This is a genomic window from Gelidibacter gilvus (assembly GCF_004115975.1).
GTDB classification, from domain to species: domain Bacteria; phylum Bacteroidota; class Bacteroidia; order Flavobacteriales; family Flavobacteriaceae; genus Gelidibacter; species Gelidibacter gilvus.
In genome coordinates, this window is record NZ_SDDZ01000005.1 from 127375 (window position 1) to 141532 (window position 14158).

A 14158-nucleotide genomic window follows, 5' to 3' on the forward strand; every position below is an offset into this window, starting at 1 on the left:
TTAATATTATAATGCTTTTAGATGGGTTATGGTATATACCTCAGTCTCATCGTCAAAACCATTTTCATCTTTGGTCACGACCGTTACAACCGTATAAGTGACTTCAAATTTCTGATTTACAAACAATTCGGCATCCAGATCAAACTCTTTCAGGACTGCATCAGTGATTTTTTGAAAGGTCATGGTAAATTCAGAACCATCGTCTTTATGTGTCGTAATAAAATTATAACCATAGCCTTCATTACCGTCATAAACGCCCTCTATTTTCAACTCCTGAGAACTTGAGGAAGCTCCTGTTACCTCTGCCTGCACAGGTTTAACAGACATTAAAAAAAGGCATAAAACAGGAATTACCATTGTGAACTTTATTTTCATGTTATTTTCAATTTTGAATAGAAACTAATTGCTTTTCGGAAGTTAGCCACAACAAGTCCGTACTTTTAGCAACCTCATCCTGATGAAGTTTGCACGTGGGCATCAATTGCTGATAACGATTATAAGAATCCAATATTTAACCGTTGAAAATATCTGATAACTCAGTAAAACACTTAAATTCTACCGTAAAATCATTTGGGTCCTTGACGAAGAAGGACTGATGTTCTCCAGTCTTATTTTCCAAAAATTTCACCTGGGATACCACAGGCGTATTATTAGACTTCAAACGTTCAAGAATTTTGTTCCAGTCTTCTTTTTCCAATATCACACCATAATGAAATGACGGTAAAATATCGCCATTAAAATTATAACTTTTAGAGTCAAATTTAAATGGTCCACATTCAGTAAATGTAATTTGGTGTCCAAACAAATTGATGTCTGCCCATTTTACAGCGGAGCGTCCAATTTCTGCTCCAAGAACATCTTTATAAAACATTCGTGTTTTGTTGATGCTTACACAAGGTAAGGCGAGATGAAATTGTGTTGCCATAAGTTGTTTGTTTTCACCTGATTATTAATAGCGTGCGTGTTAAAGTTACGTTATTTTTCGACATACAATTATGTTTCCTACACTTTTTTCACATCCATCAAAATGTCATATACAAAAAAAGTTGCCCGTGTAAGGGCAACTTTTAAGTTCATATGATATCATGATCTATGAAAATAGTTCATGGTACTGTATTTTAATCTCAAACTAATCTAGGTCTTCCTCCTCGTCTTCATCAACATCAACATCTTCCAGTTCAATTTCTATATCAGGATCGTCTTCTCCCAATTCAGGATCTTGAACTGCATCTGGATCATCACCTTCAAAGTCCTCATAGTCGTCCTCATCATAATTTTCCATAGTCATCTGAAGTTTGGTACTCACTTTCACCAAATATTTAGTGTCACTGGTAGTTACTTCAACGGCTTCTACGATTTCATTGTTGGCATTTTTGAAAGTGATGATATTATCATCATCGTATCCATCAGGATATTTTTCAACCAACAAAGAGAGAATTTCTGGTGTCAATTTTTTAAAATCAACGATAACGCGTTTTAGATTGTCTCTTTGTTTACTCATAATTACATGTCTAAGATATAGGCAAATATAAGTGGTGCAACAATAGTAGCATCACTTTCTATTATAAATTTTGGGGTATCAATATTTAATTTTCCCCAAGTTATTTTTTCATTAGGTACGGCTCCTGAATACGATCCATAGCTTGTTGTTGAATCACTGATTTGACAGAAATAACTCCAAAATGGTGTGTCCGGTCGCTCCATATCCTGGTACAACATTGGCACCACGCATATTGGGAAATCTCCCGCAATACCACCACCAATCTGGAAGAATCCAATACCGTTTTTAGAATTATCTGTGTACCAATCTGCCAAGAACGTCATATATTCTATTCCCGACTTCATCGTACTGGCTTTTAATTCTCCTTTAAGAACATAGCTAGCGAAAATATTACCCATGGTACTGTCTTCCCAACCTGGTACAATTATAGGTAAATTTTTCTCTGCTGCAGCAAACATCCAAGAATTTTTTATGTCAATTTCATAGTATTGCTCAAGCACACCACTCAATAACATTTTGTACATAAATTCATGTGGGAAAAAACGTTCTCCGTTATCTTCTGCATCTTTCCAGATTTTAAAAATATGCTTCTGCAAACGTCTAAAAGCCTCTTCTTCAGGAATACAGGTATCTGTAACGCGGTTTAAGCCTTTTTCCATCAAATCCCACTCATCTTGAGGAGTCAAATCACGATAGTTTGGCACACGCTTATAATGTGAATGCGCTACCAAATTCATGATATCTTCTTCAAGGTTGGCACCTGTACTTGAAATAATCTGTACTTTATCTTGACGGATCATTTCTGCAAATATCTTACCTATCTCAGCTGTACTCATCGCACCTGCCAAAGACACCAACATCTTGGAGCCATTTGCCAATTGCGCTTCATATCCTTTTGCAGCATCTACCAATGCAGCAGCGTTGAAATGCAGGTAGTATTTTTCAATAAATTTAGAAATTTCTCCTTTATTAGTTGTCGTCATCATTATCGAATTTAGAAAATTTGTTTGTGCTTGAACTTGTTTCGTTAAAGTTACTTTCGTAACCATCTTCTACATTATCGTCCAAGAATTTATAAGTTAACATTTTATAATACAATTTGGCGGCAAGAAAATCGGATGATTTTTCTTTCGGATCCGGACAAAGTTCTACAATGTCAAATCCTACCACATTTTTTTCTTCAAATACTTTTCTTAAAAAGTCCAAAGTTTCATACCATAACAAGCCACCTGGTTCCGGAGTTCCTGTTGAAGGCATGATGGAAGGATCAAAAGCATCCAAATCTATGGTGATAAACACATTGTCCGTCATTTGATCAATAGCACTGTCCATCCAAAACTCATCATTGACCATATCATGGGCAAAATATGTTTTTTCTTTGTCCATTACTGTGGTTTCAATAACATCCATACTGCGGATACCCACTTGAATCAAATTGGTGTTTTGACTTGCTTCATAAACAGCGCAGGCATGATTGCATTTGCTGCCTTGATATTCTTTACGCAAATCAGCATGAGCATCAATTTGAAGCACGGTCAAGTTATCAAAACATTCATTAAAGGCACGAATAGTACCAATAGAGATGGAATGTTCTCCACCAAAAGCTGTGACAAACTTGTTGCGCTTAATATATTTCTTCACAGTTTGGTGCACGGCATCCACCATCTTTTCAGGAGATGAATTCTCAGTCACGGCATCTGCAAGATAAACGCCTTGTTTGTAAACCTCAGTTTCTGTTTCAATGTCATACAGCTCCATGTTTTCCGAAGCATCCAAAAAGGCTTTCGGACCTTGGTCTGAACCTTTCTGCCATGTACTTGTACCATCGTAAGGCACAGGAATCAAAACAATTTTAGCAGTCTCTAATTTGGAATATTCTTCTGGTATTCCTGCATACGTTATATTACTGTTCATTTTGCAATAATTATTATTATTTTAAGGTAAAAGCCAATTGGTCAAATTATGTTTAAATTCTTCAGAAACCATTAGTTTCCGTTCGTGTCATTATAACCTAAAATATCAAGTAAGTCTTCACTTTTTTGTTGTTCTGCAAAGACTCTCGTGGTTAAATTACCGTTTTCATCTTTATCAATCAGGATATGTTTTGGCGAAGGTATTAAACAATGTTGCAATCCACCAAATCCACCGATAGATTCCTGATAGGCACCTGTATTAAAAAACCCAAGATACAATGGTTTTTCCTTATTGTATTTAGGAAGGTAAATGGCGTTCATATGCTGCTCACTGTTGTAATAATCATCACTATCGCAGGTCAATCCTCCTAGAAGCACTCGCTCATAAGTATCATGCCAACGATTGATTGGCAACATGACAAAACGTTTATTGATTGCCCATGTATCTGGAAGCGTTGTAATGAACGATGAATTGATCATGTTCCACTTCTCTCTGTCGTTCTGTTGTTTTTGGTAAAGCACTTCATAAATAGCACCACCACTCTCACCTACTGTAAAACTTCCAAACTCTGTAAAAATATTTGGCACTTCTACTTCTTCTTGTTCACAGAACTCTTGGATTTGATTAATGATTTCGTCCACCATATATTCATAGTCAAAATCAAAAGCCAATGAGTTTTTTATTGGAAATCCGCCACCAATGTTCAAACTATCCAACGACGGACAAATACGTTTCAAATTGGCATACACTTTCAAACATTTAGAAAACTCATTCCAGTAATAAGCATTATCACGGATACCTGTATTGATAAAAAAGTGCAACATTTTCAGTTTTATCTTTTTATTATCCTTGATCTGGTTTCTATAAAAAGGCAAAATGTTTTTGTACCCAATCCCCAAACGAGAGGTATAAAACTCAAATTTTGGCTCCTCCTCTGAAGCTATTCGGATACCTATATTGAACTTACCTTTGATTTCCTGAGACAGCAAATCAATTTCCTCATAGTTATCAATAATAGGAATACAATTCTTATGACCGTTATTAATCAATCGCGCAAGATTTGTAACATATTGTGCACGCTTAAATCCGTTACTGATGACATAAGTTTTATCGGTTATTTTACCATCAGCCTTCAGTTTTTCGACAATGTCAATGTCAAATGCCGAAGACGTTTCAATATGGATATCATTTTTTAAAGCTTCATCCAACACATGTTTAAAGTGGGAGCTTTTAGTGCAGTAACAATAATGGTACTTGCCTTTATATTTATGTTTCTTGATGGCTTTTGAAAACCAATCTTTGGCACGACCAATATTATTTGATATTTGAGGGAGGTAGGTAAACTTTAAAGGGGTACCGTAATCTTCCACTAATTGCATCAAATCAATATCGTGAAATTGAAGGGTTTTGTCTTCCAGCTTAAATTCATCTTGTGGAAAATAAAAGGTTTGATTGATGAGATCAATATATTTTGTATTCATTATGATTTATTAAGGTTTAAAATTCTGAAAAAAAATTTAATTAGAGTACTAAATTCCTGATAAATAATGAAAGTATCAAACTTGGATTTGTTGATGCGAAGGAACAGACACGATAACTAGGTGTTTCCATTCAGATAATTTAGAAGTAAGCTTTAAAATTTGGCGACTTATCTGATAAGTTGCTTTTGAAAATGACTTCTTAAAATTCAAAAGCCCAAACATCGAAACACGGTTCAAGGGTTCAGCTAAATAAAGTGCAAAAGAACTATAAAATTTTTACAAAACAAGGCGCAATTCATAAAAATATGAATAAGCACTTCATGTCCCTAAAATTTGTGACTTTTTTAAGATTATAAGAGCATTAAGCTCTAATTCATTGAAGTTAAAATTAAATCCCGATATCGCTATCGGGAGAAATTGAAAAGTTTGAACATTTACCTTTTTACTTTGAATCATAAACTATGATAACATCTTCAGCGTATTGACTTCTTGCTCCGTAAGATGTTTCCAATGCCCACGGGGAATGTCTTTTTTTGTCAATCCTGCAATTGCCACACAATCAATTTTGACAATCTCATAATTTAGATAGTCAAAAATGGTGCGTATAATGCTACTTCCTGTATTTTTTATTTTCAGACCGATTTGATTTTTCGATTCGCCAGCAACAAAGCTAATTTCCTCTACGGCAACCAATTTACCATCAATCTTTAACCCTTCTTCGATTTTTTTAAGGTCTTCAAACTTTAAATTCTTGTCCAATTCAATTTGAAACAATCGTGGAACACCGTTTTTGGAATTGGTAAACTTATCCATCAAAGCGTCATCATTTGTAAATAAGATCAATCCTAAAGAGTTTCTACCCAAACGACCAATCGGTTTAATGCGCGATGTTGTAGCATTTGCCACCAAATCCATTACTGTTCTACCTTTACCTTCGCTTGTTGTAGTTGCAAACCCCTTTGGTTTATTAAGTAAAACGTAAGCCTTTTTCTCTGGGTTAATACGCGAACCGTCAAAACGGACATCATCTTCCAACTTGACCTTGTAGCCCATTTCGGTGATGATCTTTCCATTAACGGTCACACTGCCGGTGGCGATGTGCATATCAGCATCACGACGAGAACAAATACCGGAATTGGCTATATATTTATTTAGCCTAATTTCATCTCTATTCGACTTTTTACTTGGACCCTTTTTTTCTGGAGTGGGTTTTGAAATGTCTTTAGTAACTTTTCTCATTGGCGCATTTCCTCTTGAATAACTCTTACTTTTAGAGTCATCACGTCCTCTTGCTCCAGTTGGAGATCCGTTTTTATCCTGACCTCTTCCTGATGATTTTCCTTTTCCACTACTCCCTTGATGTCTACTCATGACTTGAAATTTTACGCAAAGATACTTTATTATATAACGATTTAAGAGCTTTCAATTTACGATTTTTCTAAATCCTATTCAGCACTACATCCACATTGATCAACACAATACAAAATACACCTGTCACAATGATAAATTTTAGAATGTTGTGCAAAATGAGATAATGTAATTTCGTTTTTGATTTCCACAACAATATAATAAACGCCAATAATAACAATGTACTAAAATAAAAGAAATAATTCATGTGACCAATATCAAAATAGGCAATGAGCAAAAGCGTTGGAATTAATGTAAACAACGCCAAAGATGTCAGCATTGCTTTTGATACATGCTCTCCATAAACAACCGGAATGGTACGGTAATTTTGTGCCAGATCGCCTTTGATATTCTCCAAATCCTTAGTCAATTCTCGCATTGAAATAATTAAAAACAAAAACATCGCATGGAAAAATATGACAGTTTCAAAATTTCTATAATAAATGAAAATGGCAAAAAACGGGGTTATGGTTAAGACTGCAGAGGTAAGATTGCCAATAAATGGTAGTCTTTTTAATTTATGTGAATACAACCAGATTCCGAAAATATATAACGAAAAGAAAATGACCGTGTTAAATGACACGTAACTGGCCATTACCACTGCCAAGAAATTCAGAACGAAATAGAAAGATAATTTTGTGTTCTGACTTACCAATCTGTCCAACATCGATTTATTGGGACGATTGATCAAATCTTTTTCTGAATCGTAAAAGTTGTTGATGATATAACCTCCTGCAATGGTAAATGCAGATGACAGCACCAACATAAAAAGATTCAGATCGAGCACCACTTCGCGTAAGGGTCTATCAGGCGCCAAAATATAAATGGAAGCTAAATATTGAGCAAGGACAATAACCAGTATATTATAGCCCCTAATGACAGAAAACATGCTGAAAAACTTGAGCAAAAGGTGTTTTTGCTTTCTGGTTAACATAAAAACAGGGTTAAAGCATTTCGACTAAAACGGCACCAGAAGTCTTGGAGAAACATTGGTCTAAAAATTATAAACCACTTCTAGCTTGTAATCTTTAAGAGACTGTCTCGCTTTTTCGATATCTTCCGTAAATCCTAAGATATAACCGCCCCCACCTGAGCCACATAGTTTAAGATAATAATCGTTGGTGTCGAGACCGTTTTTCCAAAGTGCATGGAATTGTTGCGGAATCATTGGCTTGAAATGATTCAAGGCTACTTTTGATAGTTTTTTTGTATTGAGAAACAATGATTTGAAATCGCCCTTTAAAAAATCATCCACACAAGCATCGGTATGCTTAATAAACTGATTTTTAAGCATTCTTCTAAAACCTTCCTGTTTCATGTTTTCCATGAAAATACTGACCATTGGCGCAGTTTCTCCAATCATGCCACTATCCAATAAAAACACGGCGCCTTTTCCGTCACTTTTTTGCGAAGGAATCCCGGTAGCCTCAATATTATCTTTTGAATTGATCAAAATAGGAATGCTCAAATAACTATTTAACGGATCCAAACCAGAAGATTTTCCGTGGAAGAATGACTCCATTTCAGAAAATATAGTTTTAAGAACCAATAGCTTTTCACGCGTCAAATTCTCTAAAACGGTAATTTTTTCTTGTGCATATTTATCATAAACAGCAGCTACCAAAGCACCACTACTCCCAACGCCGTACCCTTGTGGTATTGAAGAATCAAAATACATTCCTTCATTGACATCACGTTCCAGAGTTTCCAAATCAAAAGTCACCAATTCAGGACTGATGCCTTTAAGATACTCAACAAATCTCTTTAAATTATTGTTGGATTTTATGGCAATTTCAGAGTCAAGTCCGTCAGATTTTAACGCACCGTTATAAAAATTGTATGGAATGGATAAACCTTTGGAATCTTTAATGATACCATACTCGCCAAAAAGCAGGATTTTAGAGTAAAATAGAGGTCCTTTCATCTTCATTTAATGAAAAATTAATAATGCAAAGTTAAGAATTATTCTTTAGATGTTTTCACTATACTTACTAATAGTCGTAACATTTCCTGCGCTTTAGGCTTATATGCTTTAAATTGATCTGCATCTAAGAACTCTGTCGCGTGCAATAAATCCAGCCAATAGTCGGTTTCATTGGCCTCTTTAAGACTGATTGACATTTTATTAGTAAAATCTGCCCGGCTTTGAGCAAATTCAGCTTCCCTAACATTAGCGCCTATTGAAGTTCCCGATTTCAATAGTTGTCTTGACATGACATATTCTTTTTTATTGTTCGATAAATCTTTATAAAGATTTACAATGTCAACGGCAAATTTAAAGCTCTTGTCTTTAATAATGTTTGATTTCATTGTTAGAGATTTAGTGATTAGTGCTAACCAATATACTCAATTCCCTCTTACATTATTAATTATAAACTATTCATTTTTAATTAATTCTGCCCCGAAACCAATTTGATCGCAAATATAATGCCAGTTTTGGCAATAGGCAACCAACTCGCTCTGAATAAATTGCAGGATTTCTTGACTTTCACTTTTCGGATAAAGCACATGCACATTGGCTCCTGCATCCAGTGTAAAACTGATATGCAAACCTGTTTCCTCTCTGAAACCCCATATTTTATTGATAATCTCCAAGGTATTAGGCTTCATCAAGATAAAATAAGGCATACTGGTCAGCATCATCGCGTGCAAAGTCAAAGCTTCACTTTCAACCAAAGCATTAAACGCCTTCAAATCTCCCGACTCCAAAATTCCCTTAAGATCTTCAAGATTTTGATGGGCTTGTTCAAATCTATTTTGCGCGTACGGATGGTTGTGCATTAAATTATGGCCAACTGTACTACTTACTTGCTTTTCTCCTTTATCGACCAACAAAATAGTATCCTGGTATTCCTTGAAGTTTTCGTGGACTTTATACGGATATTTTATCCCGAATAAATCCGTACTGCCTTCAATAGATTTGGTTTCCCCCCATACAATCAAATCGCCTTCAATACTTCTACACGCACTTCCTGATCCCAAACGCGCCAAAAAAGATGCTTTTCGATTAAAATATGTTTTATCAAAATCCTCTTCCACGGCACCTACGATCACATCAGATTTTATCAGTTGTTTTTCAACATTCATTAAACACAAAGCCAAAGCGCTCATGCCACTTGCCGAAGAGGCAATTCCTGAACTGTGCGGAAATGTGTTTTCTGTTTTTATTATAAATCGGTACTGTTTTAAAAACGGCAGATATACTTCAACCCTCTCAAAAAAAGTATGGATTTTAGGTTTGAAATCGTCTTTCTTATCACCATCCAAATACACTTCAAATTCAAAACTGCCATGATCTTCTTTTTTAGAAAACTCGAGTGTCGTAATCGTTTTGCAATGATTCAATGTAAAACTAATGGAAGGATTTTCCGGAATTTGATCCTTTTTCTTTCCCCAATATTTCACCAAAGCGATATTGCTTGGAGATTCCCAAGTAACACTACCTTTTTCTACATTGGTGTCGTATATATTTGGTATGAAATCGTGTTCAGTCATGTGTTTTTATCTTATGATACAAGCTATCCAAAAAGACAGATTTTAAATTTAAATTAAAAGCTGCAAAAATAGGAAATCTAACGGTCTTTTTCGTCAGTCGCTGACATTGCTATCAATTTAACCATGGTATTATGGTTTCTTGCAGTTCCTGTTACTTTCAGTTTTCGTTCGAAAGCATTCCAATTGAATTTTGCCTGACCATACCCCGATGCGCTGTAAAAATAAAGACACTCCTTTTTTATGACGAATTCTTCATTTTCATAGGTTATTTTGGATACTTCTTTAACCAATTCTATTGAAGGCATCTTATAAATTTTATGAAATAACTCTTTTCCTTTCTTTCATTTGAAAATGGACAGGCAGAAAAAATGCTTTGGATTTCGTCTCCCATTTTTACAATTACCGAAACTTCAAATCCGAAATGCAAATGGATGGCCTTTTGTATTTTATCTTCGATCATCCTGGCATCATCTATCGCATCGAAAATGACATTCCCACTTTGGATGTAGGTCTGCACGTTCTGGAGTCCTTCTTTGGTCAAGAGTTGGCGCAACTCCGCCATAGGGACTTTTTTATGTCCGCCTACGTTAATGCCTTTTAACAATGCGATGAATTTTGACATGATTAAAAGTCTTGATTTTTATTGAGAAATCGATACACCAAGACACCATAAGGTTTTGGAATATAATGAATAGAATAATTAAACTGATCCAAGGACACTATCCTGATATCTCTATATCTTTCCTGAAAGGCATACGGAAATTGTAGCAGTAGTTCTAATTGCTTATCTATATCTCCCCAAAAAGCGTCCTCTTTCCCTAAAAACTCCATGAAATATTTAGCCTTATGAAGCTCGATTCTGGCTTCTTCAGAAAACCTCACTTCTTTAACGCCCATACCGCGCTTTTATCTGGTCCCAAGTATATGTTTTCAATTCTCCTTTTTCATCCCTTTGAATCATATCATCCATCATCTTTTTATACTCTTCAGACGGTTCACTATAACGTATGGCAGTATCTTCTAAGGTAAATTCAATGTAGTTTTTCAAAGAACGCTTTTGAAGTTTCGCCTGTTTCTCCAAGATCTCAATGATCTTATTGTCTAATTCGATCAGCTTTTTTGTCTTGCCCATGATATATAGATTTTATATATCTAATATATATAAAATATTAATATCAGGTTCAAATATTTAAGACAATTATCAAACTGACACTTCTAAATGCTGCCGAAACCTAAAACAGAACCTGAGACTTTTGAAGAATTCAAAACTATCATTTTCGAAATAAAATCATACAAACCGAAAGTCTGCTATGTGAAATAACCGGTAAAGGCTAACAGAAAACACAGTGTTATTCGTGTTCCCGATAGCCATCGGGACGTGGCTAAAACATTTATCTAGAATAAATTTACTGCTAAGAAATTGAAGAGTTTTAGCGTTTAACTAGACAATAAAACCAAATGTTCTTCCAATATTCCGTTTCAAATCGCTTTAGAAACAAGGTAAGCCCCTGTCCATGCATTCTGAAAATTGAAGCCTCCCGTTACTGCGTCCACATTAATGACTTCTCCAGCAAAATAAAGATTTTTATGTAATTTGCTTTCAAAGGTTTTAAAGTTCACTTCTTTAAGATCAACGCCGCCCGCCGTTACAAATTCTTCTTTAAAAGTGCTTTTTCCATCCACTTGAAACACGGCTTGAGTCAGTTGGGTAGATAAATTCTCCAACTGATGCTTGTTCAAATCTGCCCAACGGGTTTCCTGATCCATTCCTGATGCTTCAACCAATTTGTGCCAAAGACGTTTTGGCAAATCAAACTGTGCGGATTTAAACACGGTTTTTTTGGCGAACTCTTGTTTTAGGTTTTTTAAATTTTCCAAACAATCTTCAAAGGACTGTTTGATAAAATTAATTTCTATCTCAAATTTATAGTTCCGCTTGGCAAGTTCAATGGCACCATAAGCTGAGAGTTTTAAAATGGCAGGTGCACTCATGCCTACATGGGTAATGAGCAATGGCCCTTCAGAAAACAAATCGGAGCCAACAACTTTTACTTCCACATTTTGCGCAACCACACCAGGAATATCTTTAATACGTTCATCTTTGATATTAAAAGTGAAAAGCGATGGAACAGCCGGCGAAATACTATGGCCCAAGCCTTCTATTAATTTCCATATTTTAGGATTGCTCCCTGTGGCAACAACAAGTTTATTGCAATAAAACAATCCGGACTGTGTTTCTACTTTAAAATGATGATCAACATCTTTGGTTTCATCCCGAAGCTCTATCTGTTTGACACTTTCATTGTATAATACTTCAACCTTATGTTTTTTGGCTTCATTTAAGAAACAATCGATGATGGTCTGTGAAGAATCTGTTATAGGAAACATTCGACCATCGTCTTCAATTTTAAGCGTCACACCACGTGTTTCAAACCATTCTATAGTGTCTCCAGTCATGAATTGATGAAAGGGACCCAACAATTCTTTTTCACCTCGCGGATAATTCAAAACCAATTCTGAGGGGACAAATTCCGCATGGGTCACGTTGCAGCGACCTCCGCCAGATACCTTGACTTTTTGAAGCCCTTCTTTCCCACGCTCCAGGATGGCCACTTTTAAATTCGGGTGGCGTTCTGCAATGTTGATGGCCGCAAAAAAACCCGCAGCGCCACCTCCAATAATGATGATATCTTTTACATTCATAATCTATCAGGATAATCTGAAATGATGCCATCAACTCCGTAAGTCTTCATAAGCGCAATGGTTTCAGCGGCATTAACGGTCCAGGTATTCACTTTATATCCTGATATTTGAAGTTGTTGTACGTTATTATGATCCAACAAAACAAAATGGGGATGGATGGCCTTTGCCTTAATAGTTTTTGCAAAATTAGTAGCCGAATCCAGATCGGATTCAGTCAAAACTGCTAAAGGGATATTCTTGTTGATATTATAAACGCTTTTCAATTCGTCATAGTCAAAGCTCGACACGATAAAATCCTCAAACTTCCAGTCTTTTGTTTCGGTATAAAATTGGATGCTTTTACAAGTTTCGAATGCTGTTCCATTTCCTTTAAGCTCAATATTCAGCATGCATTTTTTATCAATAAGGTCTAAAACTTCCAATAAGGTCGGAATTTCAAATTGGCCATTAATTTTTAGTGATTTGAGCTCGTCAAGAGATTTCATGGCAATTTTACCAGTCCCATCTGTCAATCTTTCCAAAGTAAAATCGTGATAAACTACCAATTCCCCCGTCTGACATAAATGCACATCAATCTCGATACCATCAACACCTAAATCCATTGCTTTTTGTATGGATTCCAATGTGTTTTCGGCAATATGTCCTTTGGCACCTCTATGGCCGATTTTTAAGGGTTGATTCACGAATTGTAGATATTTCTTGTTTCTGTTTCCTACCGCCGCAAAAACTACGTACGGGAAGGCTTGTGTTGAGTTGGAGTTTGGAATTTCAAAAATGGAATTTTATAATTTATTTCGGTCTCAACAATCCCTCTTGGGCTACTGATGCAATAAGTTTTCCATCTCTGGTAAAGATATTCCCTTTAGCAAAACCTCTGGCACCTGCGGCGTTGGGCGAATCGATGGCATATAACAACCAATCGTCAAAATCAAAATCCCTGAAATACCACATGGAATGGTCTAAACTTGCGGTTTGCGTATTTCCCCAATGCGCTTTACTGGCATGTCGGTTCATGACCGCAGCTAAAATATTATAATCTGAAACATAGGTCAGAATTTGCTGTTTTGTAGCCAAATCCAGATTTGTAGTATCGCCTTTTAGCTTAAACCAAATATTGGTGAATGCTGGCAAGTCTTCCTTATTAAAAGGATTTGCAAGTTCGACAGGTTTAAATTCGACAGGTCGATCGGCTTCAAGAAAACCCTTTGTTTTTTTAGGAATAACCTCTCCAAACTGATCCAAGATTTCCGTCCAACTCATTAACTCTTCCGGCTGTTTGATCGACTTATTAATCTCAACCTGATGATTATAACCCTCTTCTATGATTTGAAAGGAGGCAGATAGGATAAAAATGGTCAAACCGTTTTGTTCCGCAGTCACACGTCTTACAGAAAAACTCCCGCCATCTCTGATGATACTGACGTTATAAACGATGGGCAGCTCCAAATTGCCTGCTTCCAAAAAGTAGGAATGCATGGAGTGGAGCACACGCTTATTGGTAATGGTTCTTGTTGCAGCATTGATTGCTTGAGCCAAGACTTGACCGCCAAACACGTTAGGACTTCCTACAAAACTACTAAGACCTTCAAACTGCGTTGGCGTGATTTCTTTTAAAGCAATGAGTTCAATTAACTCTTGAACATTTGTCATATGATGT

Annotated in this window: 18 protein-coding genes; all 18 read right to left on the bottom strand. The window is 35.9% G+C overall.

Annotated features, from left to right (window positions below; genetic code table 11):
- Positions 1-6 precede the first annotated feature (6 nt).
- The 18 genes from ESZ48_RS10485 to ESZ48_RS10570 all read right to left on the bottom strand — a co-directional run bounded on the left by ESZ48_RS10485 (position 7) and on the right by ESZ48_RS10570 (position 14151).
- On the bottom strand, positions 7-327 hold the full coding sequence (locus tag ESZ48_RS10485; protein ID WP_129017409.1) for a hypothetical protein: 321 nt from the start codon (positions 325-327) through the stop codon (positions 7-9).
- Positions 328-511: 184 nt separating this feature from the next.
- Positions 512-925, bottom strand: a complete 414-nt coding sequence (locus ESZ48_RS10490) for a VOC family protein (RefSeq protein WP_129017410.1) — start codon at positions 923-925, stop codon at positions 512-514.
- Between the two features lie 204 nt (positions 926-1129).
- Positions 1130-1501, bottom strand: a complete 372-nt coding sequence (locus tag ESZ48_RS10495) for a hypothetical protein (RefSeq protein ID WP_129017412.1) — start codon at positions 1499-1501, stop codon at positions 1130-1132.
- A 2-nt stretch (positions 1502-1503) separates the two neighbouring features.
- Complete coding sequence (locus ESZ48_RS10500; protein ID WP_129017551.1) at positions 1504-2484, bottom strand: deoxyhypusine synthase family protein; 981 nt, start codon at positions 2482-2484, stop codon at positions 1504-1506.
- The gene (gene speB / locus ESZ48_RS10505; RefSeq protein ID WP_129017413.1) at positions 2471-3415 is read right to left on the bottom strand and encodes an agmatinase; all 945 of its coding nucleotides are present in this window, start codon (positions 3413-3415) and stop codon (positions 2471-2473) included. Before speB ends, ESZ48_RS10500 begins: the two co-directional genes overlap by 14 nt.
- 71 nt (positions 3416-3486) lie before the next feature.
- The gene (locus ESZ48_RS10510; RefSeq protein WP_129017415.1) at positions 3487-4896 is read right to left on the bottom strand and encodes a type III PLP-dependent enzyme domain-containing protein; all 1410 of its coding nucleotides are present in this window, start codon (positions 4894-4896) and stop codon (positions 3487-3489) included.
- 459 nt (positions 4897-5355) lie between these two features.
- A complete protein-coding gene (locus ESZ48_RS10515; protein WP_129017417.1) occupies positions 5356-6267 on the bottom strand; it encodes a pseudouridine synthase in 912 nt (303 codons plus the stop codon).
- A gap of 67 nt (positions 6268-6334) precedes the next feature.
- Positions 6335-7237 (bottom strand): geranylgeranylglycerol-phosphate geranylgeranyltransferase, encoded by a 903-nt coding sequence (locus ESZ48_RS10520; protein ID WP_129017418.1) that lies wholly within the window; start codon positions 7235-7237, stop codon positions 6335-6337.
- Positions 7238-7297: 60 nt separating this feature from the next.
- The gene (locus ESZ48_RS10525) at positions 7298-8227 is read right to left on the bottom strand and encodes a mevalonate kinase family protein (protein ID WP_129017420.1); all 930 of its coding nucleotides are present in this window, start codon (positions 8225-8227) and stop codon (positions 7298-7300) included.
- Positions 8228-8265: 38 nt separating this feature from the next.
- A complete protein-coding gene (locus ESZ48_RS10530; protein ID WP_129017422.1) occupies positions 8266-8613 on the bottom strand; it encodes a four helix bundle protein in 348 nt (115 codons plus the stop codon).
- Positions 8614-8679: 66 nt separating this feature from the next.
- A complete protein-coding gene (locus tag ESZ48_RS10535; RefSeq protein WP_129017424.1) occupies positions 8680-9798 on the bottom strand; it encodes a diphosphomevalonate/mevalonate 3,5-bisphosphate decarboxylase family protein in 1119 nt (372 codons plus the stop codon).
- Between the two features lie 77 nt (positions 9799-9875).
- Positions 9876-10103, bottom strand: coding sequence for a hypothetical protein (locus ESZ48_RS19570; RefSeq protein WP_129017425.1), 228 nt, complete (start codon positions 10101-10103; stop codon positions 9876-9878).
- Entirely contained in the window at positions 10091-10420 is a 330-nt protein-coding gene (locus tag ESZ48_RS19575) for a DUF1697 domain-containing protein (RefSeq protein ID WP_129017427.1), read from the bottom strand. Before ESZ48_RS19575 ends, ESZ48_RS19570 begins: the two co-directional genes overlap by 13 nt.
- A gap of 2 nt (positions 10421-10422) precedes the next feature.
- On the bottom strand, positions 10423-10695 hold the full coding sequence (locus tag ESZ48_RS10550; RefSeq protein WP_129017429.1) for a hypothetical protein: 273 nt from the start codon (positions 10693-10695) through the stop codon (positions 10423-10425).
- Entirely contained in the window at positions 10685-10930 is a 246-nt protein-coding gene (locus tag ESZ48_RS10555; RefSeq protein WP_129017431.1) for a hypothetical protein, read from the bottom strand. Before ESZ48_RS10555 ends, ESZ48_RS10550 begins: the two co-directional genes overlap by 11 nt.
- Before the next feature lie 347 nt (positions 10931-11277).
- Positions 11278-12501 (bottom strand): BaiN/RdsA family NAD(P)/FAD-dependent oxidoreductase, encoded by a 1224-nt coding sequence (locus ESZ48_RS10560; protein WP_129017433.1) that lies wholly within the window; start codon positions 12499-12501, stop codon positions 11278-11280.
- Positions 12498-13184, bottom strand: a complete 687-nt coding sequence (locus ESZ48_RS10565; RefSeq protein ID WP_129017435.1) for a glycerophosphodiester phosphodiesterase — start codon at positions 13182-13184, stop codon at positions 12498-12500. The genes ESZ48_RS10560 and ESZ48_RS10565 overlap by 4 nt, the downstream gene beginning before the upstream one ends.
- Positions 13185-13290: 106 nt before the next feature.
- Positions 13291-14151 (bottom strand): acyl-CoA thioesterase, encoded by an 861-nt coding sequence (locus ESZ48_RS10570; RefSeq protein WP_129017436.1) that lies wholly within the window; start codon positions 14149-14151, stop codon positions 13291-13293.
- Positions 14152-14158 lie beyond the last annotated feature (7 nt).

Coding starts and splice junctions, on each gene's coding strand:
- ESZ48_RS10550 (WP_129017429.1), bottom strand. CDS start 10,695: ATGGGCGTTAAAGAAGTGAGGTTTTCTGAAGAAGCCAGAATCGAGCTT.
- ESZ48_RS10510 (WP_129017415.1), bottom strand. CDS start 4,896: ATGAATACAAAATATATTGATCTCATCAATCAAACCTTTTATTTTCCA.
- ESZ48_RS10490 (WP_129017410.1), bottom strand. CDS start 925: ATGGCAACACAATTTCATCTCGCCTTACCTTGTGTAAGCATCAACAAA.
- ESZ48_RS10520 (WP_129017418.1), bottom strand. CDS start 7,237: ATGTTAACCAGAAAGCAAAAACACCTTTTGCTCAAGTTTTTCAGCATG.
- ESZ48_RS10485 (WP_129017409.1), bottom strand. CDS start 327: ATGTCTGTTAAACCTGTGCAGGCAGAGGTAACAGGAGCTTCCTCAAGT.
- speB (WP_129017413.1), bottom strand. CDS start 3,415: ATGAACAGTAATATAACGTATGCAGGAATACCAGAAGAATATTCCAAA.
- ESZ48_RS10535 (WP_129017424.1), bottom strand. CDS start 9,798: ATGACTGAACACGATTTCATACCAAATATATACGACACCAATGTAGAA.
- ESZ48_RS10500 (WP_129017551.1), bottom strand. CDS start 2,484: ATGACGACAACTAATAAAGGAGAAATTTCTAAATTTATTGAAAAATAC.
- ESZ48_RS10530 (WP_129017422.1), bottom strand. CDS start 8,613: ATGAAATCAAACATTATTAAAGACAAGAGCTTTAAATTTGCCGTTGAC.
- ESZ48_RS10555 (WP_129017431.1), bottom strand. CDS start 10,930: ATGGGCAAGACAAAAAAGCTGATCGAATTAGACAATAAGATCATTGAG.
- ESZ48_RS19575 (WP_129017427.1), bottom strand. CDS start 10,420: ATGTCAAAATTCATCGCATTGTTAAAAGGCATTAACGTAGGCGGACAT.
- ESZ48_RS19570 (WP_129017425.1), bottom strand. CDS start 10,103: ATGCCTTCAATAGAATTGGTTAAAGAAGTATCCAAAATAACCTATGAA.
- ESZ48_RS10570 (WP_129017436.1), bottom strand. CDS start 14,151: ATGACAAATGTTCAAGAGTTAATTGAACTCATTGCTTTAAAAGAAATC.
- ESZ48_RS10525 (WP_129017420.1), bottom strand. CDS start 8,227: ATGAAAGGACCTCTATTTTACTCTAAAATCCTGCTTTTTGGCGAGTAT.
- ESZ48_RS10495 (WP_129017412.1), bottom strand. CDS start 1,501: ATGAGTAAACAAAGAGACAATCTAAAACGCGTTATCGTTGATTTTAAA.
- ESZ48_RS10560 (WP_129017433.1), bottom strand. CDS start 12,501: ATGAATGTAAAAGATATCATCATTATTGGAGGTGGCGCTGCGGGTTTT.
- ESZ48_RS10515 (WP_129017417.1), bottom strand. CDS start 6,267: ATGAGTAGACATCAAGGGAGTAGTGGAAAAGGAAAATCATCAGGAAGA.